Below are 25,412 nucleotides of genomic sequence, written 5' to 3'. Positions count from 1 at the left end.
GGTCAGGCCTCCTGGGACTGCGTCGGGGACTGCGTGGCGGCGAACTCGGTCTCGGCGGCCGTCAGATCGAGGTAGGCCTGTTCCAACGTGCCCTCCTCCGCGGCGAGTTCGAGAATGGGCACCCGGGCGCCCGAGGTGAGGAGTCCGATGTCATCCAGGCGCGCGTGGAGGACGGTCCAGCGTCCGTCCTCCCCTTCGACCGCCTCGATGCCGTGCTCGGCGAACAGGCCGCCCAGCGCGGCGCCATCGGTGGTGCGCACCCGGACACGGGGCTGCACGCGTGCGTCGATGAAGTCACGCATGGGCGTGTCGGCGAGCAGCCTGCCCCGGCCCAGGACGACGAGATGGTCGGCGAAGGACGCGGTCTCGTTCATGAGGTGGCTGGAGACGAGGACGGTGCGGCCCTCGCGGGCCAGCGCGCGCATCAACTCCCGGATCCAGATGATCCCTTCGGGGTCGAGCCCGTTCGAGGGTTCATCGAGCAGCACCACCGGCGGGTCCCCGAGGAGTGCGCCCGCGACGCCCAGCCGCTGGCGCATACCCAGGGAGTACGTCTTCACCCGGCGCCGCGCGACGGAAGCGAGCCCCACCTCTTCAAGTACGGCGTCCACACGGCGCTCCGGGATGCGGTTGCTTGCGGCGAGCGCCCGCAGATGGTCCCGGGCGGTGCGCGAGCCGTGCGGGGCCTGCGCGTCGAGCAGGGAGCCGACGTGGCGCAGGGGTTCGTGGACGGTGGTGTAGGCGCGGCCGCCGACGGTGGCGGTGCCGGAGGTGGGCCGGTCCAGGCCCAGTACGAGCCGCATGGTGGTGGTCTTTCCGGCGCCGTTGGGACCGAGGAAGCCGGTGACACGGCCGGGGAGAACGCTGAAGGTGAGCCGGTCCACGGCGCGCTTGCTGCCGTACTCCTTGGTGAGGTCTTGGACGTCGATGCTGGTCATGGCCTCAGACTGGCGGCCGGTGAGGGGGCGTCACCTCCCCCGCAGGTGGCAAGCGTCTCCCCCGCCTGGGGGAAGCCCGTTGTCAGTGGGGCCTGTCACGATGGCGCAATGGCCCGTTTTCTGCGCCCGCTGCTTCGGGGGACGACGTACACGCGTTGGCTGCATCTGTGGGTGCCGATGCTGTTCACCAGCGTGTGGTTGTTCATCGACATGTCGAAGCCGTGGATGCCCGCCGTGCTGCTGGTTCCGCTGGGGCTGATCCCGGCCGTCCGGCGGGGTGAGGGCGTCCAGGCGCAGTTCATGCTGGCGCGAGACGGCGGGGAGGGGGCCTTCTCTGTCGCTCCTTCGGTCACGTGGCGGGACCGCTGGCGGACCGTGCTCTGGCTGGAAATCCGGCTGGTAGGCGGGTTGGCGGCAAGCTGCCTCACCGTCTGGCTGCCGCTGATCGCCTTCGATCTCGTCTACGCGGCGACCGGTCACGATACGACCGACAACCCCTTCGTGCCCTCGCACCCCCACTGGGCCTACGCGCTGCTCTTCCCCTTCCCGCTGCTCGCCCTGTACGGCGCGGTCGTCGGCCTCGGTGAGCTGATCACGGTGATAGCGCGCCGGCTGCTCGGCCCTTCGCCCTCCGAGCGGCTCGCCGCCCTGGAGGAGCGCACCGAGCAGCTCCTGGAGCGCAACCGCATCGCCCGCGAGCTGCACGACTCCATCGGTCACGCGCTGACCGTGGCGGTGGTGCAGGCGGGCGCGGCCAGGGCGGCCGGTGACCCCGCGTTCACCGACCGGGCGCTGGGCGCCATCGAGGACACCGGCCGGGCCGCCCTGGAAGACCTGGAGCGGGTGCTCGGCGTGCTGCGGGAGGCGGAGCGTCCGGTGAGCAGCCGCCCCACGCTGGCCGAGGCCGACCGGCTCCTGGAGTCGGCACGCGCTTCCGGAGCCAAGGTCGACGCCGAGGTGACGGGTCCGGTGGAGACGGTCCCGGGGCCGCTGTCCCGCGAGGGGTACCGCATCCTCCAGGAGTCGCTCACGAACGTCCTGAGGCATGCGGGGAGTGTCCCGGCCCGGGTCCGTATCGAGGTCGAGGACGGCAGGCTCGTCCTGGAGGTCCGCAATCCGCTCACCGCGGAGATGCCGGGGCCCGGCAGGGGCAGCGGGCTGCGTGGCATACGCGAGCGGGCGGCGCTGCTCGGCGGCCGGTCCCGTACGGGACCGGACGAAGGTGACTGGCAGGTGCATGTGGAGCTGCCACTTCGCTGATCTACGCTGGCCGGATGCCGGTCACCGTTCTCCTCGTCGACGACGAACCCCTCGTCCGTGCCGGTCTGCGTGCCGTCCTGGAGGCCCAGCCGGACATCGAGGTCGTCGGTGAGGCGGCCGACGGTGCCGCGGTGATCCCCCTGGTGCGGAAGCTGCGGCCCGATGTCGTCGCCATGGACGTACGGATGCCCCTGATGGACGGCATCGAGGCCACCCGCGCGGTGCTGCGGACCGTGGCCGATCCGCCGAAGATCCTCGTGGTGACGACGTTCGAGAACGACGAGTACGTCTACGAGGCGCTGCGCGCCGGAGCCGACGGGTTTCTGCTGAAGCGGGCGCGGCCCGCCGAGATCGTGCACGCCGTACGGCTCGTCGCCGAGGGCGAGTCACTGCTGTTCCCCGCCTCCGTACGGCAGTTGGCCGCCGAGTACGGCGACAGCGCCGGGAATCCCGCGGCGCGTGCCGCCATGGAGCGGGCCTCCCTGACCGAGCGTGAGGCGGAGGTGCTGCGGCTGATGACCAGGGGCCTGTCGAACGCGGAGATCGCCGCACGGCTGATCGTCGGGACCGAGACGGTCAAGTCCCACGTCAGCGCCGTACTGACCAAGCTGGGATCCCGGGACCGTACGCAGGCGGTCATCGCGGCGTACGAGTCGGGGTTCGTGGCACCCGGGTGAGTCCGACCCGTCAGTAACCAACTGGTCCCCGGCACTCGCCGGGGTCCGCCGCGCCGAGTACGATCCGGCCAATACGCGCACGAGCTGGGAGGACGGACGTTGGGGCAGTTGACCGGCGGGGATCCCTCTCTGCTGCGAAGGATCAATTCCGCAGTGGTGCTGCACGCACTGCGCACCACGGACTGCGCGACCCTCACCGAGATCACCCGGGTGACCGGACTTTCCCGGCCCACGGTCGAGGGAGTGGTCGAGGGGCTGATGGAAGCCGGCCTCGTGGTCGAGAAGGCGGCAGAGGAGGGCGCTGCCCGGCGCCAGGGCCGTCCGGCGCGCAGGTACCGGTTCCGGGCCGAGGCGGGGCATCTGCTGGGCCTGGAGATCGGCCCGCACCGGGTGTCCGCGCTGCTCGCGGATCTGGACGGCAAGGTGCTGGGCGCCATGTCCAAGGACGTGGAGGAGGCGGCGTCAGCCGACGAGCGGCTGGAGCGGCTGCGTACGGCGGTCGCCGAGCTGCTGCGCCGGGCCGGTGTCGCCCGCAGTTCGCTGCGTGCGGTCGGGGTGGGCAGCCCCGGGATCGTCGAGGCGGACGGCACCGTACGCCTGGGCACGGCGCTGCCCGAGTGGACCGGCCTGCGCCTGGGCGAGCGGCTGAGCCGTTCCTTCAAGTGCCCGGTGCTGGTCGAGAACGACGCCAACGCGGCGGCGGTCGCCGAGCACTGGAAGGGTGCGGCCACCGAGTCGGACGATGTCGTGTTCGTGCTGGCCGGGCTGAGTCCGGGCGCCGGTTCGCTGATCGGCGGACGGCTGCACCGGGGGTACGGGGGCGCGGCCGGGGAGATCGGCGCGCTGCATCTGCTGGGCCGTGGGGTGACGCCGGAGACGCTGCTGTCCACCACGGACGAGCCCTTGCACCCGCTCGACGAGCAGGCGGTCGCCGAGGTGTTCGCCTACGCCCGGGGCGGCGACCAACGGGCCGTCGCGGCGGTCGACCGTTTCATCCAGCGTCTCGTCCACGACGTCGCGGCGCTCGTCCTGGCGCTCGACCCGGAGCTGGTCGTCATCGGCGGCTGGGCGGCCGGTCTGGACGGCGTACTGGAGCCGCTGCGGCGGGAGTTGGCGCGCTACTGCCTGCGTCCGCCGAAGGTGGCCCTCTCCATCCTGGGTGAGGCGGCCGTGGCGACGGGTGCTCTGCGGCTGGCTCTGGACCATGTGGAGGAGCAGTTGTTCGCGGTGGAGGGAACCGTGACCGCGCGCCGCTGAGCGGAACCGGCCCAGGGAGCATGCAAAAACGTCCCGCCCCGGAGTCTTCCGGGGCGGGACGGTCGTACGGTGGGCTGCTGCCGTTCGGTGGCAGTCCGCCCGGATCCTGGCTCGGGAAGGCACGCTCCTCGGGTCGTGGCTCAGGAAGCCACGCGCTTCGGGTCGTGGCTCAGGAAGCCTTGCGCTCGGGGTCGTGGTGGATCTCCACGCCGCCCGAGTCGCCGAAGGTCAGTCGGCAGGTGTCGGCACGGTAGGTGGCGATGGATACCGCCGCGGTGCGTCCCTCGGTGAAGAAGCGGGTCGTGACGACGAGGACGGGCGCTCCGGGAAGCCGGTCGAGCTCCCTGGCGTCGTCCGCGCGGGCCGAGCCGAGCTCCACGGCGCTGTCCTGACCGTCCAGGTCGAGACGCTGCAGCTCGCGCAGCACGGCACGCGCGCGTGCCGGTCCCGAGGGCGCGTCTATCGCTGACAGGTCGGGCACCGAGGACGCCGGGATGTAGAGCAGTTCGGCGGCGACCGGCTGACCGTGTGTCACCCGGGAACGGCGCACCGTGTGGACCTGCTCGTCGTCGCCGGATTCCAGGATGCCGGCGACGGCCGCGGGCGGGGCCGCCACCGTGCAGTCCGCGGGCTGCCAGGCGTCGCCGACCGCGCCGGGCCACACGTGCTGCTCGGATCCGACGGCCACACCCACACGCGGCGGGGCGACGGTGGTGCCCACCCCGCGGCGGCGCTGCAGACGGCCTTCCAGTTCGAGCTGCTCCAGAGCCTGGCGGAGCGTCGCGCGGGCGACCCCGAACCGCGCCGCCAGATCACGCTCGTTGGGCAGGATCTCCCCCACCGTGAAGTCGGAGTCCAGTGCCTCACTCAGCACGGTCTTGAGATGCCAGTACTTCGGCTCCGGCACCGATTCCAGCTGCTGGGTCCCCACCCTGTCCTCCGCAATCGCCGTGGCCCGGCGGCGTTTTAGCGCCCTTGTTTATTAAAGGTTCCTGCACTATCCCTGTGACCATATGTCCACCCCCACACTTGGTCAAGACCAATCCTCAATCCCTTACGCATTGCGCAGGGGCAGTGCCGCAGAGCGTTCACAGGACGTTGGTGCTGGGTGATGTTCGCGACACAACGCCGAAAGCCCCCGTCCAAGTGACGGGGGCCGGCGGTTGCCCAAAGGGGTCTGTGCGGGTGCTCCGGGACTTCTGACGGGCTACCGGTCGGCCAGTGAAAGCAGCTTCTCGGGGTTCCGCACGATGTAGACGCACTGGATCCGGCCGTCCGCGACGTCCAGTTGGAAGACGCTGTCGGGCTTGCCGTCGAACAGGGCCAGGATCGCGGTGCCGCCGTTGATCTCCAGGAGGCGGAACGACACGTCGGCGCCGACCAGTCCCTTGCGAGCCGCGCCCTGGAGGAACCGGCCCACCTTGTCGGCGGACTCGATGACCCGCAGCGGCGCCTGCGACAGCCCACCACTGTCGCCGACCAGCCGTACGTCCGGCGCCAGCAGGGACATGAGCCTTTCCAGGTCACCCTCGGCCGCCGCGGCGAGGAACCGCTCGGTGAGTTCGCGGCGCTCGGCCGGGTCGACCTCGTAGCGCGGACGCCGTTCGTCGACGTGCCGGCGGGCCCGGGCGGCGAGTTGGCGTACCGCGGGCTCGCCCCGGTCGAGGACGGTGGCGATGTCCGCGTACGGATAACCGAACGCCTCCCGGAGGACGAACACCGCACGCTCCAGGGGCGACAGGGACTCCAGGACGATGAGGACGGCGAGGGAGACGGAGTCGGCGAGTACGGCCCGCTCAGCGGCGTCGGGGACGGTGTCCCCGAAATCGGTGACGTAGGGCTCGGGGAGCCAGGGACCCACGTACGCCTCGTTGCGTGACTTGACCTGGCGCAGCCGGTCGATGGCGAGGCGGGTGGCGACACGCACCAGGTAGCCGCGCGGTTCGCGCACCTCCGCCCGGTCGGCGCCCGACCACCGCAGCCACGCCTCCTGGACCACGTCCTCCGCGTCGGCCACCCGCCCGAGCATGCGGTAGGCGACGCCCATCAGGACGGGACGGTGCTCTTCGAAGATCTCAGTCGCGGTGTCGGCGGTCACGGTTCCATCCCATACGACTCGCCGTGTCCGTGTCCAGGCAAAATCGGCCCAAAGCACTTACGGGCGTGGTTCGTGACGACCGGGGGCTACCCGCCGGTAGCAGTTGCTGACAAGCTGTCTACGAGCCGGTCCGTCAGCGTGTCCCATACCCCGGAAGAGGAGCAGCCTCATGTCCGCCACGGTCTCCTTCAGCCTCCCCTCTCCACGCGGCCCGAGGACCGTGACCGTGTCCTACGCGCGCGTGGGCACCGGCGAGCCGCTGCTCCTGCTGCACGGCATCGGCCACCACCGGCAGGCCTGGGACCCGGTCGTCCACCTCCTGGCGGCCGAACGCGACGTCATAGCCGTCGACCTGCCCGGCTTCGGCGAGTCCCCGCCGCTGCCCGAGGGGCTCACGCACGACCTCGGGACGGTGGTGCCCGCGCTCGGCGCGCTGTGCGAGGCGCTGGAGATCGGGCGGCCTCATGTGGCGGGCAACTCCCTGGGGGGCCTGCTGGCCCTGGAGTTGGGCCGCGAGAAGCTCGTACGGTCCGTCACGGCGTTCTCGCCGGCCGGGTTCTGGTCGCAGGCCGAGCGGCGGTACGCCTTCGGTGTGCTGCTCGCGATGCGGCACACCGCGCGGCGGATGCCCGTCCCGGCGGTCGAGAGGCTGTCGCGTACGGCGGCCGGGCGTGCGGTGCTGACGGGCACCATCTACGCCCGTCCGGGCCGCCGTTCACCCGAGGCCGTCGTCGCGGAGACCTTGGCGCTGGCCCACGCCGAGGGTTTCACGCAGACCCTCCGGGCCGGCGCCACCGTCCGGTTCACCGACGACGTCCCCGGGCTTCCGGTCACCGTGGCCTGGGGCACCAGGGACCGGCTGCTGGTGCGCCGCCAGGGAATCCGCGCGAAGCACGTCATTCCGCGCGCCCGGCTGGTCAGGCTGCCCGGATGCGGGCATGTCCCGATGAACGACGACCCGGCGCTCGTCGCCCGTGTCATCCTCGACGGCAGCCGCTGACCGACGGCCCGCCCGGGCCAACACGCCTGATCCCAGGGCGACTCCGGCGCCGACCAGCGCGCTCCCGGCGGCCTGCGCGGCGCCGTACGAGCCCGTGCCGGCGAGCGGCGCGGTGGCGGCCGCCGCGACGGGGATGAGGCCGGAGAAGAGCGTGGCGCGTTCCGCGCCGATCCGCCGCATGCCCATGTACCAGCACACGAAGCCGACGACCGTGACGACCGCCGCCTGCCACAGCAGCGCGGTCGCCTCGGTCGCGTCCGGCATCCGAAGCCAGGCACCGCCGTCGACCACCACACCGGCCGCCGCCGACTCGGCCGCGGCGATCCCGCAGACGGTTGCCGACAGCAGCCGCGGCCCGAGCGGTCGCAGCACGGGCACGGCCAGGACCGCGAAGCCCACCTCTCCGACGAGCGCACACACGGAGTACGCGATTCCGGCGCCGTCCGTACGGCCCCAGCCCTGGACGGTGAAAGCGCCCACCGCCACGAGCAACGACCCGTACAGGACGAGGCGTTGCGGGCGGCGGCCCTCGCGGAGGGGGACGATCACGGCCACGAGCATGGGGGCGCAGCCCACGAAGACACCCGGAACTGCCGGTTCCGCCGTCCGTTCGGCGGCGATCACCGCGAGGTTGAAGCCGACCATGCCGACCGCCGCGAGCAGCGCGAGGCGGCCCCACTGGCGCGGCGTGAGCCTCCGCAGCGGTGCCGTGCCGCCTCGGCCGACCAGTGGCAGCAACAGCAGGCAGGCGAGTCCGTAACGCAGGAACTGGCCGCCCGCGTACGGATAGTGGCCCAGGACGCTGTTGGCGGTGAAGGAGGCTCCGACGAGGACACAGGCGAGGGCGGCGAGCAGCGCGCCCCGGACGGGGGTGACGTTCATGGGAGTGACGCTATGAAGGGACGCGGTCCGGTTTAAGGTCCACTTCCATGACGTCATCGGGGACCAATATGAGGGACACCCCGGACCCGGGGCCCGGGGGATCGACGCCGACTGCCTGGACCGCCGCCTGGGAGCTCCTCCTGCCGGCCGCGTCGGCACCGGCACGGGCGCGTGGGCGCACGCTCCAGGAGGCGCTGCGCGAGTCGGTCCGTTCCGGCCGGCTCGCTCCGGACACCCGGCTGCCGTCCAGCCGTGAACTCGCGGCCGATCTCGGGGTGTCCAGGGGGCTGATCACGGAGGCGTACGAGCAGCTCACCGCGGAGGGGTATCTGCGCAGCGGCCGGGGCGCGGGGACCTGGGTCGGCGGTGCCGCGCGGGCCGCCCGTCCGGGCACGCGCGATCTCGCTCCGCGAGCGGCCGACGCGCGGGCCGACTTCGTTCCCGGGACACCGGACCTGTCGCTGTTCCCGCGTGCGGCGTGGGCCGCCGCGCAGCGCGGGGTGCTCGCCGAACTCCCGCACCGCGCGCTGGGTTACCCGGATCCGCGTGGCCTCCCCCGGCTGCGTACGGCCCTCGCCGGGCTCCTCTCCCGGCGCCGTGGGGTGGTCGCCGACCCGGAGCGGGTCGTCGTGGTCTCCGGGGTCGCGCAGGCGATGACGCTGCTCGGATTCGTGCTCCACGCGCGCGGGGTGCACGACGTCGGCGTCGAGGATCCGGGCAGCCCCGAACACGCTGCGCTGTACGCCTCGGCCGGCGTCAGCACCGTACGACTGCCCCTGGACGCGGAGGGGCTGGCGCCCGGCCCCCTGGAGGCGTCGGGCGTACGAGCCGTGGTGACGACGCCCGCCCATCAGTTCCCCCTGGGGATCGCCTACTCCGCGCGGCGCCGGGCCGAACTCCTCGACTGGGCGCGGTCGGTGGACGGCCTGGTGATCGAGGACGACTACGACGGGGACTTCCGTTACGACCGCGCCCCTGTGGGCGCGCTCCAGGGGCTCGACCCTGAGCACGTCGCCTACACGGGGTCGGTCAGCAAGTCCCTCGCGCCGGGGCTGCGGCTGGGCTGGCTGCTCGTGCCCGCGTCGCTGGCCGAGGAGGTGGTCGAGCGCAAGCGCACCATGGATCTCGGGAACCCCGTCGTCGATCAGGCACTTCTGGCCCGCTTCATCGAGCGGGGCGATTACGACCGGCAACTGCGGCGCTGCCAACGCGTCTACCGGGAACGACGCGACAGCCTCGTATCGGCCCTGGAGGAGCACTTTCCCGGCACCGAGGTGTCCGGGATCGCGGCTGGTCTGCACGTGATCGCCGTGTTGCCGGAGCGGTACGGGCCACGCGACCGCTTCCTGGAGGCGGCTGCGGCGGCCGGGGTCGCCGTGCGTCCGCTGGTGCACTACGGGGAGGCGGTCGACGACGGCGTACGGCTGGTGCTGGGGTACGCGCACCTGTCGCCTGCGCGGATCCGTGAGGGCGTACGGCTGATGGCGGACGCCGTGCGGTTCTGAGACGCGCGGTCGCTGCCGGCTTCTGAGACGCGTGCTCGTTGTCGGCGGGCACCGGCTCGTTGTCGGGAGGCACCGATTCGTTGTCGGCGGGCACCGGTTCCCTTGTGCTCGCGGTCCGCTGTTCACCTGTGGTTTCCGTGTGCGCTTCGGTGCACCAGTAGTTGTGGCATTGCCCATTGGCCGGATCCGTCCTTGGAGGCGCATTCATGTCACACCGTCCGCAGCATCCGTTCCCCGGTCGCCGCAGCGTTCTGCGTGGTTCTCTCGCCGCCTCCGCCGCACTGGCCCTGCCCGCCGCGCTCGGCGCGGCGCCGGCGTTCGCCCTGTCCGGGCGGCCGAAGGCGGGGTGGGGCGTCCAGACCGGAGACGTGACCGCCGACTCCGGACTGGTGTGGGTACGGTCCGACCGCCCGGCCCGGATGATCGTCGAGACGTCGGCGACCGAGTCGTTCCGCAACCCCCGCCGGTGGCAGGGGCCGCTGCTCGGCGCCGGGACCGACTTCACCGGGACGACTCGGCTGCGCGGGCTGCCCTCGGGCGAGCAGATCCACTACCGCGTGCTGCTCGCCGACCCCGACGACCCGCGTCGCACGGGCGAACCGGTGACCGGTACCTTCCGTACGGCGCCGCGCGGGCGGCGCGACGGGGTGCGTTTCCTGTGGTCGGGCGACCTGGCGGGACAGGGCTGGGGCATCAACCCGGACCGCGGCGGCTACCGGATCTACGACGCCATGGCCAAGCTCGACCCCGACTTCTTCATATGCAGCGGCGACAACATCTACGCCGACGGCCCGATCGCTGCGACCGCGGCGCTTCCCGACGGCAGCACCTGGCGCAACATCATCACCGAGGAGAAGTCCAAGGTCGCCGAGACGCTGGCCGAGTTCCGCGGCAACTTCCGCTACAACCTGCTGGACGAGAACCTGAAGCGATTCAACGCCCAGGTTCCGTCCGTCATCCAGTGGGACGACCACGAGGTGCGCAACAACTGGTACCCCGGTGAGGTGATCGCGGCCTCGGACACCCGCTACACCGAGAAGAGCGTCGACGTCCTGGCCGCCCGGGGCCGCCGCGCGTTCAGCGAGTACTTCCCCCTCTCCACGCTGCGACCGGACAACCAGGACGGCCGTGTGTACCGGGTCCTGCGCCAGGGGCCGCTCCTGGACGTGTTCGTCCTCGACATGCGGACCTACCGCAACGCCAACTCCCCCGGCACGCAGAGCACCGACCCGCAGGGCATTCTCGGCGCCGAGCAACTGGAGTGGCTCAAGCGGGAGTTGTCGCGGTCGCGTGCGGTGTGGAAGGTGATCGCCGCGGACATGCCGCTCGGCCTGGTCGTGCCGGACGCCACCGAGGGGCAGCCGAACATCGAGGCGGTGGCCCAGGGCGACCCGGGTATGCCGCTCGGGCGCGAGCTGCAGATCGCGGAGCTGCTGCGGTTCGTCAAGCACCGGCGGATCACGGGCACGGTGTGGCTGACGGCCGATGTGCACCACACCTCGGCGCAGCACTACCAGCCCTCGCGGGCCGCCTTCCCCGACTTCGAACCGTTCTGGGAGTTCGTCTCAGGACCGCTCAACGCCGGTGCCTTCCCGGCGAGCGCGCTGGACAACACCTTCGGTCCGGAGCGGGTGTTCGTGAAGGCGCCGACCGCGTCGAACGTCTCGCCCGCCGGCGGTTACCAGTTCTTCGGCGAGGTCGACATCGACGGCGACAGCGGCGAGTTGACGGTGCGACTGCGCGAGCAGGACGGAACTGTGCTGTTCACACAGGTACTTCAGCCGGGACGTGTGGGGCAGTAGCAGTCGGGAGCCGGGGTGACGCGTCGTCCGGTCCGGTGGCTCTCCCGTATTCTCGAACCGCCGACCGCGTACCGGAGTCATCCCCCGGTGCGCGGTCTCGTTCACTTCCCCTCGCCGAGGGTGCGAAGAGAATCAGCCATGGGTCGCTCTGACCAGCGGAGCAACGTACCCGACCGAGGATGTAAGCAAAACCCTTGCAAAAAGAACCACAAAAGGTACGGAACGACACTTAACCGATCAGTCACAGACCGTTCGTGATCACGCAACACCGTTCCCCCACAGTGGCTGTATGACTCCAGACATGTCTGATGTGACGCGAACGAAGCACGGGCGCCCCGTCCACCACTGGCGGCGGGATGTCGTCGAACTCGCCGCCCTGTTCACGGCCGTCACGGTCGCGGACGCCGTCGCCAACCTGATCGGACACGGACCCGACGGCATCGCCCTGCTGATGACCTCGGCCGGAGTCCTGGTCGCCACGGCCGGCTTCCACACTTGGTGGGCACGCCACCACGGTCACGCGCCACCGGCGGACGATACGGGTGCCCGGCCGCTCGCCGACGGGAGCCGGGCCGGACCGTCCGAGGAGTCCGCGTCGCCCGGGGCCCTCTCCGGGGAGACCACGCTGTGGCGGTTGCGGACGACGGTGAAGGACGCGCCGGGTTCGCTCGCCGTGCTGTGCTCGGCACTGGCGCGGCACCAGGTCGACATCCTCAGCCTGCAGACACATCCGCTGGCAGAGGGCACCGTGGACGAGTTCCTGCTGCGCGCCCCCGCGGAGCTTGCCGCCTCCGAGATGACCCGCGTCGTCTCGCGGGCCGGCGGCACGGAGACGTGGATCGAGCGGGCCGACGCCCACGACCTCGTCGACGCGCCGACTCGGGTACTGGGTCTGGCCACCCGTACGGCCCTGGACACGGCGGAACTGCCGCTCGCGCTCCGGCAGTTGCTCGGCAGGTGCACCATCCGCTCACTGCCCGCCAAGTCGCCCCGGTCCGGCCGCGCGGAGGAGAGTGCTCCGGTCGAGGGAGCACTTGAGGACACGGTGATGCGCCTGCGGGCGCCGGAGGGCGGGGTCATCACGGTGGAGCGACCGTATCTGCCGTTCACGCCGACGGAGTTCGCGCGGGCACGGGCGCTGGTCGAGCTGGACGCGCGGCTCGGCCCGCGGATCCCGCGCAGCCAGGACACACTGACTCTGCCGGAAGGCAACGCCATCAGCGTCCGGCGGGCCGACGCGGCCGACCTCGACGCCGCCAGGGCGATGCACGAGCGCTGCTCGCCCCACACCCTGCAGATGCGCTACCACGGTCCGGTCAGCGACGCGGACCGCTACCTCAACCACCTGCTCAGCCCGCGCTTCGGGCGCACCCTCGCCGCGCAGACGGCATCCGGGCGCATCGTCGGGCTCGGCCATCTCCTCTGGGACGGCGACGAGACGGAGATCGCGCTCCTCGTCGAGGACGACTGGCAGCGCCGCGGTATCGGCGCCGAACTGCTCGGCCGCCTGGTGACGATGGCCGTCGAGGCGGGCTGCGAGAGCGTGTACGCCGTCACGCAGTCCTCCAACACCGGCATGGTCGCCGCGATGCGCGGCCTCGGCCTTCCCCTCGACTACCAGATCGAGGAGGGCACGCTGGTCATCACGGCCCGCCTGGAGGCGACTCCGGTGACGTCACGGCTGCCGTATGACGAGGGACAGCGTGGGGAGCCGGTGGTGCGGGACTAGATCCCCGCCGCGCCCGGCTGTGCTCCACGGACCACGGACCACGGAGCACGGACCGAGGGGCTGACGGGGCTGACGGGGAAAGGCGAGCGAGCAGCATCCGTCGCCGTTGGCCCCCTCCCCTCCCTCCGGCCTCCGCCGGCCGAATTCTCATATGCGGACCAGTGGCCCCATTGACATGCTGAGGCCATGAATTCTCAGCTCGACTGGATCCCCACCCCCATCACCGCCGACCTCGTGCGCGGTGCGCTCGATCTGGAGCGCACCGAGCACGGGCTGCTGCCGCACCGGCTGCCCGCCCGGGCCCGCGCGCAGTCCGCCGACGGGCAGTTGGCCATGGCGGAGGCCCAGCCGTCCGGCGTACGACTGGCTTTCCGCACCCGGGCCACCGCCGTCGAGCTGGACACACTCCCCACCAAAACGGTCTACCTGGGGGCGCCGGCGCGCCCTGACGGGGCGTACGACCTGCTCGTGGACGGCGTGCCGGCCGGCCGGGCGAGCACGCCCGGCGGCACTGTGCTGACCGTGGACATGACCACCGGCGCCGCCGAGACCCGGCCCGGCCCGGTCGGCACCGTCCGCTTCACCGGGCTGCCCGACCGGGAGAAGGACGTGGAGATCTGGCTGCCGTACAACGAGATCACCGAGCTGGTCGCGCTGCGCACCGACGCCCCCGTCGAGCCCGTGCCGCACGGAGGTCGCAAGGTGTGGCTGCACCATGGCAGTTCCATCAGCCACGGTTCCGACGCGGAGAGCGCCAGCACGACCTGGCCGGCGCTGGCCGCCTCCCTCGGCGGCGTGGAGCTGATCAACCTGGGGCTGAGCGGCAGTGCCGTGCTAGACCCGTTCACCGCCCGCGCTCTGCGCGACACCCCCGCGGACCTGATCAGTGTCAAGATCGGCATCAACGTGGTCAACACCGACGCGATGCGCCTGCGTGCCTTCATCCCGGCGGTGCACGGCTTCCTCGACACCATCCGCGAAGGCCACCCCAGCACGCCGCTGCTGCTCGCCTCGCCCATCCTGTGCCCCATCCACGAGGACACCCCAGGCCCGACCATGGTGGACTTCAGCGGCCTCAGTGAGGGGAAGCTCAGGTTCCAGGCCGAGGGGGACCCCACGGAGACAGTCGCCGGGAAGCTGACGCTCAACGTCATCCGGGACGAGCTCTCCCGCATCGTGAAGCAGCGGGCCGCCGACGACCCCCACCTGTACTACCTCGACGGCCGCGAGCTCTACGGCGAGGCGGACTTCGCCGAACTGCCGCTGCCCGACCTGCTCCACCCGGACGCCGCCGCACACCGCCGCATCGGCGAACGCTTCGCCGAACTGGCCTTCCGCGCCGGCGGACCTTTCGCCACCCAACCCGCCTGAGAAACCCGGTACTTCAGGATCGAGCGAAGGGCCGGCCAAGCGCTCCGTCGAGGTCGGCCCACAGATCATCCACGTCCTCCAGCCCCACCGACAGCCGCAGCAGCCGGTCGCCGACCCCGGCGTCGCGGCGGTCCGCCGCGTCCACGACACGGTGACTGATGGAGGCCGGATGCTGGATGAGGCTGTCCACACTGCCGAGGCTCACGGCGGGGGTGATCAGCCGGACCCCTGCGATGACGGCGTGCGGGTCGCCGTGCACCTCGAAGGCGATCATCGCGCCGCCGACCCGCGGATAGTGGACGCGGGCCACGCGCGGGTCGGCGGTGAGGCGGCGGACCAGTTCCGCGGCGTTCGAGGACGCGGCCCGGACGCGTACGGGCAAGGTCGACAGACCACGCAGCAGCAGATAGCCGGCCAGCGGATGCAGAACACCCCCGGTGGCGAACCGCACTTGGCGCAGCCGGCCCGCGAGCTCCTCGTCGCAGGCCACCACCCCGGCCATCACATCGCCGTGTCCGCCCAGGTACTTCGTGGCGCTGTGCAGGACCAGCCGCGCCCCCTGCTCTGCGGGGCGTTGCAGCACCGGCGTGGCGAAGGTGTTGTCGGCGAGCAGGGGAACCGATCCGCAGGCGTGCGCGACGGCCCTCAGGTCGAGTTCGGCGAGCGTCGGGTTGGCCGGGGACTCGACCATCACCAGACCCGTGTCGGGCCGCAGCGCGTCCGCTATGCCGGCCGGGTCGACCCAGGTCACCTCGGAACCCAGCAGCCCGGCGGTGAGCAGATGATCGCTGCACCCGTACAGGGGCCGTACGGCGACGACATGCCGCAGGCCCAGCGCGTTCCGTACGAGCAGTACGGCGCTCAGCGCGGCCATGCCGCTCGCGAACGCGACCGCGCTCCCGGTGCCTTCGAGGCGCGCGAGGGCGGTCTCGAAACGGGCGACGGTCGGGTTGCCGAGCCGGCCGTAGACGGGCGGGCCCTGCGGTTCGGCGCCGTCGGTGGCGAACGCGTCGATCCGGGCGGCCTCGCCACGACTGTCGTACGACGGGTAGGTCGTGGACAGGTCGATCGGCGCCGCGTGCAGACCCTGCCGGGCGAGGTCCTCGCGCCCGGCGTGTACGGCCTCGGTGGCGAGCGCGCGGGTACGGACCGCGCTGTCGGAAGCGTGGCTCGTCGTTCTCGGTTCGCGTGTGTCGTAACTGACGGAGTCCATGCCCCGAGCCTGAACAAGGACCGGATGGGCGGTGCAGTATCCCGTGCTACGTTCGCCACATGGCCGATTCCGTCGTACTCGATCCGGTGGATCTCCATCTGCTGCGGCTGTTGCAGAACGACGCCCGGACGACGTACCGCGATCTGGCCGCGCAGGTCGGTGTCGCGCCCTCGACCTGTCTGGACCGGGTGAGCAGGCTGCGCCGCGCGGGAGTCATTCTCGGCCATCAACTGCGGCTGGATCCGGCGAAGTTGGGACGGGGCCTGGAGGCGTTGCTGTCCGTGCAGGTCAGGCCGCATCGGCGGGAGTTGGTCGGGCCGTTCGTGGAACGGATCAGGGCCATGCCGGAGTCGCGCTCCGTCTTCCATCTCACCGGACCCGACGACTATCTGGTCCATGTGGCCGTCGCCGACATGGCTGACCTGCAACGACTGGTCCTCGACGAGTTCACGTCCCGGCGTGAGGTCGCGCGCGTCGAGACCCGGTTGATCTTCCAGCAGTGGGACTGCGGGCCCCTGCTGCCGCCGCGGCGAGAAGGCTGAACGCAGGGCCATGCCCTGAGCGAACCCTGATGACGCGGACCGTGTCCTCGTATGAGGATGTCCGCATGTCAGAGACGAAGAGCCCGCTGCCCCGCGAGGTCGCCGACGCCTATGTCGACGACCTCATCGCCCTCGACCCGGTCACCGGTACGTACCTCGGCGACAAGGCGAGTTCCAGCAAGCTGCCGGATGCCTCGCCCGCGGGTCAGGCCGCCCTGGCCGAGTTGGCGCGCAGAACTCTGGAGCGGCTCGACGAGGCCGAACGGCAGCCGGGCGCGGACAGTGACATCGAGCGCCGCTGCGGCCGTCTGCTGCGCGAGCGGCTCACCGCCGAACTCGCCGTGCACGACGCCGATGACCACCTGCGCCTGGTCGGCAACATGCACACCCCGGCGCACGCGGTGCGCGAGATCTTCACCCTCACTCCCACGGAGACCGACGAGGACTGGGCCGCGATCGCGGAGCGGCTGCGCGCGGTGCCGGGTGCGCTGGGCGGCTACCGCGAGTCCCTCGCCCTCGGCCTGGAACGCAAGTTGTACGCGAGCCCGCGCCCCACCGCCACGTTCATCGAGCAGCTCACCGAGTGGTCCGACACGGACGGCCAGGGCCGCGGCTGGTTCGAGGACTTCGTCACGCCGGGTCCCGAAACGCTGCGCGCGGAGCTGGACACCGCCGCCCGGACCGCGACCGAGGCCCTGGTCGCCCTGCGGGACTGGATGCGCGACGTCTACGCGCCCGCCATCGAGGGCGCGCCGGACACGGTCGGCCGCGAGCGGTACGCCCGCTGGTCGCGCTACTTCAACGGTACGGACCTCGACCTCGACGAGGCGTACGCGTACGGCTGGGCGGAGTACCACCGCCTCCTCGCCGAGATGAAGCGGGAGGCCGAGAAGATCCTGCCCGGCGCCGAGACCCCCTGGGTGGCGCTCGCGCACCTCGACGCGCACGGCACGCACATCGAGGGCGTCGACGAGGTCCAGGCCTGGCTGCAGAACCTGATGGACGAGGCCATCGACAAGCTGGACGGGACACACTTCGAACTCGCCGAGCGGGTAAGGAAGGTGGAGTCGCACATCGCGCCTCCCGGCAGCGCCGCGGCCCCGTACTACACAGCGCCGTCGGAGGACTTCTCGCGCCCCGGCCGTACGTGGCTGCCGACGATGGGCCAGACCCGCTTCCCCGTCTACGACCTGGTGTCGACCTGGTACCACGAGGGCGTCCCCGGCCACCACCTCCAGCTCGCGCAGTGGGCCCATGTCGCCGGGGACCTCTCCCGCTACCAGGCCACCATCGGCGGAGTCAGCGCCAACGCCGAGGGCTGGGCGCTCTACGCGGAGCGGCTCATGGACGAACTCGGCTTCCTCACCGACGCGGAGCAGCGCCTCGGCTACCTCGACGCCCAGATGATGCGCTCGACGCGGATCATCGTCGACATCGGCATGCACCTGGAACTGGAGATCCCGGCTGACTCGCCCTTCCACCCGGGTGAGCGGTGGACTCCCCAGCTGGCGCAGGAGTTCTTCGGCGCGCACAGCAGCCGTCCGGCCGACTTCGTGGAGAGCGAACTGACCCGCTACCTGACCATCCCGGGGCAGGCCATCGGCTACAAACTCGGCGAGCGTGCCTGGCTGCTGGGCCGCGAGAACGCGAAGAAGCGCCATGGCGACGCCTTCGACGCGAAGGCCTGGCACATGGCTGCCCTGTCACAGGGGTCGCTGGGCCTGGACGACCTGGTGGACGAGCTGTCCCGGCTCTGACGGTCATCGACGGCGGGCCGGGCTCGGGCCCGGTCGACGCCTGAGGCCGGGCTCGGTCTCCTACAACACGAGCCCGGCCTCCGTCGTTACACCGACTGCCTCGCGGGGCCCCACGTAACGCCTCAGGAGGGCAACCGCCGCAGCTGTACGAGGCCCACCCAGGTCTCGGGCCCCGGCTCCGCGTACGTCGCACGCACCGCATACCGGCCCGGCTCCAGCGCGACCCTGAGATGTTCCGTGCGCGTCGATGCGGTCCCGGGCCAGGCCGCGTCGAACAGGACCACCGGGCCGGGCACGTTCCAGTGCATGTCCGGCTCCCAGACCGCCGCTTCGAGTGCGGCCGGGACGCGGGCGAGCAGCTCCTCCGCGGAGTCCGCGGCACACCACCGTACGAAGGCGTTGTGCTCGGGAAGGAAGGAGGTCGAGGCGGGTTCGTCGCCGAGGACCAGGGCCCGGGTGTCGCCGACGGGTACGAGGCCGATGAAGCCGTCCACGTCGCAGGCCCGGTCGTAGTCGGAGTACATCTCGTCGCCGTCCGCGCCCGACCAGAAGGACAGCACCGTCTCCGGGATCGCTATGAGCGGCCCGCCACCGGACTCCACCCACTCGACCGCACCCAAGTCGTCGTTTCTCGCCATGCGCAGAAGCTACACGGCGGGCGGCGGGCGGAAATTCGCCGTCCCCTCCCTGTCCGATACGCCACCCTCGACACCCATGACAGCCCGAACTCCCTTCCTCTCCATGCGCGTTACGCCGACCGGACACGCCCTCGCCGACGCGGCGGACCGCCACTCTCCTGCGGCCGGTGCCTGAGGTCGTACGGCACTGAACCCGGCATACCGTACGAGGGGTCGTACGGGAGGCTGAACCTGCACCGTACGGAGGGCTCAGCAGCCGCAGTCCGCCGCATCCACCGGCGCTGTCAGCGGGTCCGTGGCGCGGCGCTCGCGTCCCTCCCAGGTCTCGAACTCGAAGCCCTCGCGCACCCAGTACTCGAAGCCGCCGAGCATCTCCTTGACCTGGAAGCCGAGTTCGGCGAGCGCGAGGGCCGCGCGGGTCGCTCCGTTGCAGCCGGGGCCCCAGCAGTACGTGACGACGGGCACCGACCTGTCCAGGAGCTGCTCGGCCTGCTCGGGGATGAGCGCGGTCGGCAGGTGGACCGCGCCGGGGACATGGCCCTGGTCCCAGGACTCGGTCGAGCGGGAGTCGAGGACGACGAACCCGGTGTCTCCGCCGTCGGCGGCGAGGGCGGCGGCGACATCGGACACGTCGGCGTGGAAGGCGAGGCTCGCCCCGAAGTGGGCGGCGGCCGCGGCGGGAGACGCCGGTGCGACGCGCAGAACGGGGTTCACGACGACGGATGTGCTGGTCGCGCCGGTCACAGTCATGTGTGGGCTTCCCTCCCGGTCCCGCCGAACCAGTGCCCATCCGCACCGGCCGCGCAGGACTTCCTGGTCAGAAATCTACGTCCGGCGCTCCCCTCCCTGAAGTGGCGATCCACGGCATCGCTCTTGATTCGCCGGGGATATCCCTGCTATCCCTCACACATGACCGCGTATTCACCGGACGCCACCGACTGGCACATCCTCGATGTCCTCCAGCGTGAGGGCAGGGCCAGCTTCGCCGAGCTGGCCCGTGCCGTCTCCATGTCCGCGAGCGCGGTCACCGAAAGGGTCCGCCGGCTGGAGGAGGCGGGTGTCATCCAGGGGTACGCGGCCGTCGTCGACCCGGAGAGCCTGGGCCTGCCGATCCTCGCCTTCGTCCGGCTCCGGTATCCGAACGGCAATTACAAGCCCTTCCACGACCTGGTCGGGACGACGCCCGAGATCCTGGAGGCGCACCACGTCACGGGCGACGACTGCTTCGTCATCAAGGTCGCGGCGCGCTCCATGAGCCATCTGGAGGAGGTGGCGGGCAAGATCGGCACCCTGGGCTCCGTGACCACGAGTGTCGTCTACTCCTCGCCGCTCCCCCGGCGCCCACTGGGCCACTGAGCGAACGAGTACCGGGGAACGTCATCACCCCTGGTCGCCCCGCTGCCGTACCTCCGAACCCGTTCTCCCCTTCACGACTTCCAACTGGGCGTGGATGCGGCGCCGCAGGTCGGCGACATGGCTGACGATGCCGACGCTGCGATCGCGCTCCCGCAGGGAGTCGAGCACGTCGAGGACCTCGTCGAGGGTCTGTTCGTCGAGGCTGCCGAAGCCCTCGTCGATGAAGAGCGTGTCGAGCCGCACCCCGCCGGCCTCGTCGGTGACGACGTCCGCGAGGCCGAGGGCCAGCGCGAGGGAGGCGAAGAACGTCTCGCCGCCGGAAAGCGTCGCCGTGTCGCGCTCCCGGCCGGTCCAGGCGTCCACGACATGCAGTCCGAGCCCGCTGCGGCCACGCCCGGCGCGGTCGTCGGAGTGCACGAGGGTGTAGCGCCCGGAGGACATACGCAGCAGCCGGACGGTCGCGGCGGCGGCGACCTGTTCGAGGCGGGCGGCAAGGACGTAGGACTCCAGGCGCATCTTGCGCTCGTTGTCCGCCGAGGTGCCGGCCGCGAGACCGGCCATGCGGGCCACGCGGTCGTACGCCTCCCTCAGCGGCGCCAGGCGGCGTACGGACGCGGTCGCGCGCGTGGACAGCCGGTCGAGTTCCCCGCAGCGCCGGGCCGCAGCGTCCTGCGCGGAGGCGGCCTCCCGCAGCCGGCGTGCGGCGGACTCGGCAGCCTGCTCGGCGGTCCGCAGGTCGGCGGGCGGCTGCTGGGCGGCGGCCACCGTGTCGGGTTCGGCGAGTACGGCGCGTACCGCTGCCTCCTCCGACTGCCAGGCGTCTAGCCGCCGTTGGAGCTCCCGGTGAGCCGTGTCGTCGAGCAGTGCGTCGGACGCTGCCCGCGGCGTGTCGAACCCGGCGCGGAAGGCAGCGTCGGCGAGTCGCGCGTCGGCGTCCTTGAGCCGCTGCGCGGTGTCCTCGGCCGCGCGCACCGCGTCGGCGGCCTCGGTGAACAGCGCCATCTGCCGCTCCAGCTGCGCGGCCCGCGCGGCCACGCTGCCCGCGGTGCCGCGGGCCTGGTCCAACTCCTCCTCCAGGGAGGCTCTTTCCTGGTCGTTCCGGTCGCGGTGCGACACCCGGGCCGCGGCCCGGAGTGCGGCCCGCTGCTGGGCTTCCGCCCGCCGTTCCTGTTCAAGACGGGCCTGCGCGAGTCGCTCACGTGCGGTGTGCAGCCCCGATGCGGCGGTCCGTGCCTCGGCGTGTTCCCGGTCCAACTCGCCGACTTGCTCGGCGAGTTGCGCCGTGGGGGCGTCGCCCGCCTCTGCGGTCGCCGCGGCCAGCGCCTCCCGGACCACACCGAGCCGCCGTTCGGCTTCCGTGCGCTGGTCGTCGGCGAACTGGTAGGCGGCGAGGGCCTGTTCCTCGGCCTCCCGGCCGACGTGTCCGGCGATCTTCCGTGCAGGGGCCGGGTGTTCGGTGCCGCCGCACACGGCGCAGGGTTCGCCGTCGACGAGACCGGCGGCGAGTTCGGCGGCGATGCCCTGGAGCCGCTGTTCCTTCAGGTCGAGCCAGTGGGCGCGCGCGTCCGTGGCGCGTTCGCGGCAGGCGAGGGCCTGCTGCTGGGCGTCGTCCGTGTCGCGGGCGAACTGATCCCGCTGGCGGGCCGCGTTCAGCCGGGCCTGCGCGGGGTCGCGCTGCACGGCGAGCTGCTCGGCGCGCGTCGCCGCCTCCTGCGCGGACTCGATGCGCTCCTCGAGAGCGGTCCGGGTCGCCTCCCAGGTGGCGAGCCAGCTCTCCGCGTCCTGGAGCACCTCCTCGTCGGCGCGCTCCTGACGGTCCAGGTCGACGCGCTCCGCGGCGAGTTCGGCCAGTCGGCGCTCGGCGCGGCGCGCGGACTCCAGGCCGCCCAGCTCCTCGGCCGCCCTGCGCGCGGCGGACACGAGTCCGGGCGCACCGGCTCCGGCGAACGTCTCCGGCAGCGCGGCACGCGTACGTGTCTCCTCGGCGGTCGCGCGTCGATGCTCGGCCTCGGCGGCATCACGCAGGTCGAGCGCGGGGGCCACCGCCTCGGCCTTGCGGCCCCGCTCCATCCGCACCTGGGTCGCACGATGGTCGTCGGCCCGCTCCTCCAAATGCCTGGCCTGCTCCTGCGCCTGGCCGAACCGGCGCTGCAGCCGGGCCACCTCGCGCACGTCGTCCAATAGGTGGCCCGCCGCGACCTGCGCGGATTCGGCGGCCAGCCGCGCACAGTGGGCGATGGTCAGCCGTTCACGTGCGGTGCTGCGGGCGATCGCGGCGGAGCCCAGGATGGCGTCGGCGAGCCCCGGGTCTCCCGGCGCGAGGCCGGGCAGCTCCATGGCGTCGCCGCCCGCCTGTTGCATGCGGTGGGCGTCGGCGAGCAACGCCGTGTCCCCGTCGCGTACTTCACCCTCGGCCACGCGCCGCCGCTCGGCGAGCCGCTTCTCGACCTCGGCGAACCGGTGCGTGTCGAAGAGGCGTCCCAGCAGCTTGCCGCGGGCCTCGGCGTCCGCCCGCAGGAAACGCGCGAAGTCGCCCTGGGGAAGCAGCACGACCTGGCAGAACTGCTCCCGGCTCATACCGAGCAGCTGGGTGATCTCCTCGCCGATCTCCTGGTGGGAGCGGCTGAGGTCCTTCCAGGAGCCGGCCGACGCGTCGTACTCGCGCAGCCAGCTCTGCGCCTTCTCGATCGTCGTGCCCGCGACGCGCTTCTTGGGCCGCTCGAAGGGCGGCTGCCGGCCGATCTCCAACCGGCGTCCGGCGACGGAGAGTTCGAGGGTCACCTCGGTGCGCGTGCTGGGTGCCGCGTGGTCGCTGCGCAGCGAACCGCCCTGTCGGGCGCCCGGCACCGCTCCGTACAGCGCGAAGCAGACCGCGTCGAGCACGGATGTCTTGCCCGCGCCCGTCGGTCCGTGCAGCAGGAAGAGCCCGGCGGCGGACAGTTCGTCGAAGTCGACCCGCTGGGCGCCGGCGAAGGGCCCGAACGCGGTGATGTCCAGGCGGTGCAGCCTCATCGGGCGGCCCCCATGGAGGCGCGCGGAGGTGCGGTCTCCCGTGGAGGTGCTGCCGGCAGTGGCCGTGCGGTCTCCCGCGCAGGTGCTGCCTCCAGTGGCTGTGCTGCCTGCCGGGGAAACGCCGTCCCTCGTGGATGTGTCGTCACCGGGCGACCTCCCGTACGGCCTCGTCGGCGCGGACCGCGTCGAACGCGTCCCGCAGCACCGCCTGTTCGCGTACGTCGGGGCCCGCGCCGCGCACATGGGCGACGAAGTCCTCCGCGATCTGCTGCTCGCCGCGGCCCGCCAGCCGCCGGGCGTAGGAGAGATCGGGGTCCTCCGGCGCCCGCTGCGGTTCGAAGACGAGACTGAGCGTGTGCGGGAAGCGCTCGGTCAGCCGGGCCATGGGCTCGGCCGGGCGCACCGGGTCGGTGAGGGTCGCCTCGACCCACGCCTCCTCGTGCCTCTCCAGCTCCGGATCGGCGAGCAGTTCCGCCAGCTCTCCCCGGATGCGGGCGAGTGCCCGGGGGACGGGGCAGTCGATCCGCTCGGCGCCGAGCAGGCCCTCGGGGCCGAGGTCCACCAGCCACATGCTCTTTCGGTGGTCGGTCTCCGAGAAGGAGTACGGCAGCGGGGAGCCCGAGTAGCGCACGTGCTCGGTGATGGTCTGGCTGCCGTGCAGATGCCCGAGCGCGGTGTAGTCGACGCCGTCGAAGACCCCGGCGGGCACGGCGGCGACCCCGCCGACCGTGATGTCCCGCTCGCTGTCGCTGGCCTGTCCCCCGGTGACGAAGGCGTGCGCGAGGACCACGGAGCGGGTGCCGGGCGGGCGCGTGGCGAGGTCGGCGCGGACCCGGTCCATGGCCGCGGCGAGCACCGCCTCGTGGCCCGCCTTCTCCACCCCGAACTCGTCCTTCACCAGGGACGGTTCGAGATAAGGCAGCCCGTAGAAGGCCACGTCGCCGTGCGGGTCGGCGAGCACCACCGGTGTGCCGCAGGCCGAGGCCTCGGTCCGCAGATGGATGCCCGCCCGCCCGATGAGCCCGGCACCGACGCCGAGCCGGCGCGCCGAATCATGGTTCCCGGAGATCATCACCGCCGGCACTCCGAGGTCGGCCAGCCGGTGCAGGACATCGTCGAAGAGCTCGACCGCGGCCAGCGGAGGGACCGCCCGGTCGTACACATCCCCCGACACGACCACCGCGTCCACATCACGCTCACGCGCGGTCGACACGAGGTGGCCGATGAACTCTGACTGGGCGCCGAGCATGTTCACCCGGTGGAACGCCCGGCCGAGATGCCAGTCGGAAGTGTGCAGAAGCCTCATGATCCCCGAGACTAACGGGCGGGTCGGACATCACGGGCGGCTACTCCCGTATCGGCCCTCGCCGCCGACAGCGACACGGCTCGGTGACACGTCCCCGCATGGGTCACGCGTCCCCGTACGCCTCCCCGCCGAGTTCCAGCCCGGCCGTCCCGGCGGTGACATCGGCCAGCCATGCCCGGAACGGCTCCACCTCCGCCTCCGGCAGCCCGATCTCGATCGTGACCGCCTCGCCGTAGCGAACGTCACGCACCTGCCGCCCGGTCGACCGTAGATCGTTCTGGACCTTGCCGGCCCGCTGGTGGTCGACGGTCACCGTGGCCAGCCGGAACCTCCGGCGGGTGAGGGTGCCCAGGGTGTCCAGCGCCTCGCCCACCGCGCCGCCGTACGCCCTGATCAGTCCGCCCGCGCCGAGCTTGACCCCGCCGTAGTAGCGGGTGACGACGGCGACGACGTACCGCATGTCGCGGCGCAGCAGCATCTGGAGCATGGGGACGCCCGCGGTGCCGCCCGGTTCGCCGTCGTCGCTCGCCTTCTGGACGGCGGCGTCGGCTCCGATGACGTACGCGAAGCAGTTGTGGGTGGCGTCGGCGTTTTCCGTGCGGATGCGGGCGATGAAGTCCTGGGCCTCACGCTCGGTGGCGGCCGGGGCGAGGGCGCACAGGAAACGGGAGCGGTTGACCTCGGTCTCGTGCACGCCCGCGCGGGCCACTGTGCGGTACTCGTCCGGCATCACGCCAGCGTATGCGCCCCACGCACGCGTGGAGCACGCCGGCGTCCCCGCCCGGTAGCCCCCGGCGAGGGTGTGCACGAAGAGAACTCCGACGCGGCATGGTTCGCGGGGGCCTCGGCGCTCGCCGGGCTGCTCAACCGCGTACCGCGCTACGGCGCGGCCCGCCCACGGAGAGCGGACCGCGCCGGTCAACTACTTCTTGTACGCGCCGGCCACGATGCTCGGCGTCGCGGTGTCGCCGTCCGAGGCGACTGCGGTCCCGGCGCCTGCGATCACGATGGCGATCCCGGCCGCGATGACACCGATTCGCGCAAGTTTGGTCATAACTACCTCCCGTTG

At 71.9% G+C, this 25,412-nt stretch carries 21 protein-coding genes and 1 pseudogene; 11 read left to right on the top strand and 11 right to left on the bottom strand.

Translation table 11 applies throughout. The annotated features are described in order from the left end of the window. Positions 1-2: 2 nt before the first annotated feature. A complete protein-coding gene (locus ACFVKT_RS06970; RefSeq protein ID WP_385728415.1) occupies positions 3-938 on the bottom strand; it encodes an ATP-binding cassette domain-containing protein in 936 nt (311 codons plus the stop codon). Positions 939-1,046: 108 nt separating this feature from the next. On the opposite strand from ACFVKT_RS06970, the gene ACFVKT_RS06965 reads away from it, so the two are divergent. The 3 genes from ACFVKT_RS06965 (at position 1,047) to ACFVKT_RS06955 (ending at position 4,132) form a co-directional block, all read left to right on the top strand. Continuing rightward, on the top strand, positions 1,047-2,198 hold the full coding sequence (locus ACFVKT_RS06965) for a sensor histidine kinase (RefSeq protein WP_385728413.1): 1,152 nt from the start codon (positions 1,047-1,049) through the stop codon (positions 2,196-2,198). Between the two features lie 14 nt (positions 2,199-2,212). Then, the gene (locus tag ACFVKT_RS06960; RefSeq protein ID WP_385728411.1) at positions 2,213-2,875 is read left to right on the top strand and encodes a response regulator; all 663 of its coding nucleotides are present in this window, start codon (positions 2,213-2,215) and stop codon (positions 2,873-2,875) included. A 99-nt stretch (positions 2,876-2,974) separates the two neighbouring features. Next, positions 2,975-4,132, top strand: a complete 1,158-nt coding sequence (locus ACFVKT_RS06955) for an ROK family transcriptional regulator (protein ID WP_385728409.1) — start codon at positions 2,975-2,977, stop codon at positions 4,130-4,132. Between the two features lie 169 nt (positions 4,133-4,301). Here the strand turns inward: ACFVKT_RS06955 and ACFVKT_RS06950 are convergent, their stop codons facing one another. Both ACFVKT_RS06950 and ACFVKT_RS06945 read right to left on the bottom strand, forming a co-directional pair. After that, positions 4,302-5,063, bottom strand: coding sequence for a GntR family transcriptional regulator (locus ACFVKT_RS06950; RefSeq protein ID WP_385728407.1), 762 nt, complete (start codon positions 5,061-5,063; stop codon positions 4,302-4,304). A gap of 276 nt (positions 5,064-5,339) precedes the next feature. Further along, on the bottom strand, positions 5,340-6,230 hold the full coding sequence (locus tag ACFVKT_RS06945) for an RNA polymerase sigma-70 factor (protein ID WP_385728405.1): 891 nt from the start codon (positions 6,228-6,230) through the stop codon (positions 5,340-5,342). 169 nt (positions 6,231-6,399) lie between these two features. On the opposite strand from ACFVKT_RS06945, the gene ACFVKT_RS06940 reads away from it, so the two are divergent. Continuing rightward, complete coding sequence (locus ACFVKT_RS06940; RefSeq protein ID WP_385728403.1) at positions 6,400-7,230, top strand: alpha/beta fold hydrolase; 831 nt, start codon at positions 6,400-6,402, stop codon at positions 7,228-7,230. A 525-nt stretch (positions 7,231-7,755) separates the two neighbouring features. On the opposite strand, the pseudogene ACFVKT_RS06935 reads toward ACFVKT_RS06940, so the two are convergent. Next, positions 7,756-8,112 (bottom strand): annotated as a pseudogene (locus ACFVKT_RS06935) (EamA family transporter); the annotation flags it as partial. Positions 8,113-8,159: 47 nt separating this feature from the next. Between ACFVKT_RS06935 and ACFVKT_RS06930 the strand changes: the two are divergent. From ACFVKT_RS06930 to ACFVKT_RS06915, 4 genes are all read left to right on the top strand, one after another. Next, entirely contained in the window at positions 8,160-9,617 is a 1,458-nt protein-coding gene (locus ACFVKT_RS06930) for a PLP-dependent aminotransferase family protein (protein WP_385728401.1), read from the top strand. A 206-nt stretch (positions 9,618-9,823) separates the two neighbouring features. Further along, positions 9,824-11,419: an alkaline phosphatase D family protein gene (locus ACFVKT_RS06925; protein WP_385728399.1), complete on the top strand. Its 1,596-nt coding sequence runs from the start codon at positions 9,824-9,826 to the stop codon at positions 11,417-11,419. 301 nt (positions 11,420-11,720) lie between these two features. Beyond that, on the top strand, positions 11,721-13,148 hold the full coding sequence (locus ACFVKT_RS06920) for a GNAT family N-acetyltransferase (RefSeq protein ID WP_385728396.1): 1,428 nt from the start codon (positions 11,721-11,723) through the stop codon (positions 13,146-13,148). A gap of 186 nt (positions 13,149-13,334) precedes the next feature. After that, complete coding sequence (locus ACFVKT_RS06915; protein ID WP_385728394.1) at positions 13,335-14,519, top strand: GDSL-type esterase/lipase family protein; 1,185 nt, start codon at positions 13,335-13,337, stop codon at positions 14,517-14,519. Positions 14,520-14,532: 13 nt separating this feature from the next. On the opposite strand, the gene ACFVKT_RS06910 is transcribed toward ACFVKT_RS06915, so the two are convergent. Further along, entirely contained in the window at positions 14,533-15,732 is a 1,200-nt protein-coding gene (locus ACFVKT_RS06910) for a trans-sulfuration enzyme family protein (RefSeq protein WP_385728392.1), read from the bottom strand. 59 nt (positions 15,733-15,791) lie between these two features. On the opposite strand from ACFVKT_RS06910, the gene ACFVKT_RS06905 reads away from it, so the two are divergent. Continuing rightward, entirely contained in the window at positions 15,792-16,274 is a 483-nt protein-coding gene (locus tag ACFVKT_RS06905; RefSeq protein ID WP_385728390.1) for an Lrp/AsnC family transcriptional regulator, read from the top strand. A 65-nt stretch (positions 16,275-16,339) separates the two neighbouring features. Continuing rightward, the gene (locus tag ACFVKT_RS06900; RefSeq protein WP_385728388.1) at positions 16,340-18,031 is read left to right on the top strand and encodes a DUF885 domain-containing protein; all 1,692 of its coding nucleotides are present in this window, start codon (positions 16,340-16,342) and stop codon (positions 18,029-18,031) included. A gap of 122 nt (positions 18,032-18,153) precedes the next feature. Here the strand turns inward: ACFVKT_RS06900 and ACFVKT_RS06895 are convergent, their stop codons facing one another. Both ACFVKT_RS06895 and ACFVKT_RS06890 read right to left on the bottom strand, forming a co-directional pair. After that, positions 18,154-18,669: an immunity 21 family protein gene (locus ACFVKT_RS06895; protein ID WP_385728386.1), complete on the bottom strand. Its 516-nt coding sequence runs from the start codon at positions 18,667-18,669 to the stop codon at positions 18,154-18,156. A gap of 249 nt (positions 18,670-18,918) precedes the next feature. After that, positions 18,919-19,419, bottom strand: coding sequence for a rhodanese-like domain-containing protein (locus ACFVKT_RS06890; RefSeq protein ID WP_385728384.1), 501 nt, complete (start codon positions 19,417-19,419; stop codon positions 18,919-18,921). 159 nt (positions 19,420-19,578) lie between these two features. On the opposite strand from ACFVKT_RS06890, the gene ACFVKT_RS06885 reads away from it, so the two are divergent. After that, positions 19,579-20,025: an Lrp/AsnC family transcriptional regulator gene (locus ACFVKT_RS06885; protein WP_385728382.1), complete on the top strand. Its 447-nt coding sequence runs from the start codon at positions 19,579-19,581 to the stop codon at positions 20,023-20,025. Positions 20,026-20,049: 24 nt separating this feature from the next. Here the strand turns inward: ACFVKT_RS06885 and ACFVKT_RS06880 are convergent, their stop codons facing one another. The 4 genes from ACFVKT_RS06880 to ACFVKT_RS06865 form a co-directional block, all read right to left on the bottom strand. Further along, positions 20,050-23,037, bottom strand: coding sequence for an AAA family ATPase (locus tag ACFVKT_RS06880; RefSeq protein ID WP_385728380.1), 2,988 nt, complete (start codon positions 23,035-23,037; stop codon positions 20,050-20,052). Between the two features lie 142 nt (positions 23,038-23,179). Beyond that, positions 23,180-24,343 (bottom strand): exonuclease SbcCD subunit D, encoded by a 1,164-nt coding sequence (locus ACFVKT_RS06875; protein WP_385728378.1) that lies wholly within the window; start codon positions 24,341-24,343, stop codon positions 23,180-23,182. A 103-nt stretch (positions 24,344-24,446) separates the two neighbouring features. Next, entirely contained in the window at positions 24,447-25,073 is a 627-nt protein-coding gene (locus ACFVKT_RS06870; protein ID WP_385728376.1) for a YigZ family protein, read from the bottom strand. Between the two features lie 192 nt (positions 25,074-25,265). Further along, complete coding sequence (locus tag ACFVKT_RS06865) at positions 25,266-25,397, bottom strand: hypothetical protein (RefSeq protein ID WP_385728374.1); 132 nt, start codon at positions 25,395-25,397, stop codon at positions 25,266-25,268. Positions 25,398-25,412 lie beyond the last annotated feature (15 nt).

It is taken from the genome of Streptomyces sp. NPDC127595 (assembly GCF_042671685.1).
Classification (GTDB): Bacteria; Actinomycetota; Actinomycetes; order Streptomycetales; family Streptomycetaceae; genus Streptomyces.
Note: the sequence above shows the minus strand (reverse complement) of the source record. Positions and strands in the feature narration are given on the sequence as shown.

What these genes read in the sequence shown, in the direction of transcription:
- ACFVKT_RS06930 (WP_385728401.1), top strand. Translation starts at nt 8,160, where the DNA reads ATGACGTCATCGGGGACCAATATGAGGGACACCCCGGACCCGGGGCCC.
- ACFVKT_RS06915 (WP_385728394.1), top strand. Translation starts at nt 13,335, where the DNA reads ATGAATTCTCAGCTCGACTGGATCCCCACCCCCATCACCGCCGACCTC.
- ACFVKT_RS06875 (WP_385728378.1), bottom strand. Translation starts at nt 24,343, where the DNA reads ATGAGGCTTCTGCACACTTCCGACTGGCATCTCGGCCGGGCGTTCCAC.
- ACFVKT_RS06940 (WP_385728403.1), top strand. Translation starts at nt 6,400, where the DNA reads ATGTCCGCCACGGTCTCCTTCAGCCTCCCCTCTCCACGCGGCCCGAGG.
- ACFVKT_RS06965 (WP_385728413.1), top strand. Translation starts at nt 1,047, where the DNA reads ATGGCCCGTTTTCTGCGCCCGCTGCTTCGGGGGACGACGTACACGCGT.
- ACFVKT_RS06925 (WP_385728399.1), top strand. Translation starts at nt 9,824, where the DNA reads ATGTCACACCGTCCGCAGCATCCGTTCCCCGGTCGCCGCAGCGTTCTG.
- ACFVKT_RS06920 (WP_385728396.1), top strand. Translation starts at nt 11,721, where the DNA reads ATGTCTGATGTGACGCGAACGAAGCACGGGCGCCCCGTCCACCACTGG.
- ACFVKT_RS06865 (WP_385728374.1), bottom strand. Translation starts at nt 25,397, where the DNA reads ATGACCAAACTTGCGCGAATCGGTGTCATCGCGGCCGGGATCGCCATC.
- ACFVKT_RS06890 (WP_385728384.1), bottom strand. Translation starts at nt 19,419, where the DNA reads ATGACTGTGACCGGCGCGACCAGCACATCCGTCGTCGTGAACCCCGTT.
- ACFVKT_RS06885 (WP_385728382.1), top strand. Translation starts at nt 19,579, where the DNA reads ATGACCGCGTATTCACCGGACGCCACCGACTGGCACATCCTCGATGTC.
- ACFVKT_RS06880 (WP_385728380.1), bottom strand. Translation starts at nt 23,037, where the DNA reads ATGAGGCTGCACCGCCTGGACATCACCGCGTTCGGGCCCTTCGCCGGC.
- ACFVKT_RS06970 (WP_385728415.1), bottom strand. Translation starts at nt 938, where the DNA reads ATGACCAGCATCGACGTCCAAGACCTCACCAAGGAGTACGGCAGCAAG.
- ACFVKT_RS06870 (WP_385728376.1), bottom strand. Translation starts at nt 25,073, where the DNA reads ATGCCGGACGAGTACCGCACAGTGGCCCGCGCGGGCGTGCACGAGACC.
- ACFVKT_RS06895 (WP_385728386.1), bottom strand. Translation starts at nt 18,669, where the DNA reads ATGGCGAGAAACGACGACTTGGGTGCGGTCGAGTGGGTGGAGTCCGGT.
- ACFVKT_RS06905 (WP_385728390.1), top strand. Translation starts at nt 15,792, where the DNA reads ATGGCCGATTCCGTCGTACTCGATCCGGTGGATCTCCATCTGCTGCGG.
- ACFVKT_RS06910 (WP_385728392.1), bottom strand. Translation starts at nt 15,732, where the DNA reads ATGGACTCCGTCAGTTACGACACACGCGAACCGAGAACGACGAGCCAC.
- ACFVKT_RS06960 (WP_385728411.1), top strand. Translation starts at nt 2,213, where the DNA reads ATGCCGGTCACCGTTCTCCTCGTCGACGACGAACCCCTCGTCCGTGCC.
- ACFVKT_RS06900 (WP_385728388.1), top strand. Translation starts at nt 16,340, where the DNA reads ATGTCAGAGACGAAGAGCCCGCTGCCCCGCGAGGTCGCCGACGCCTAT.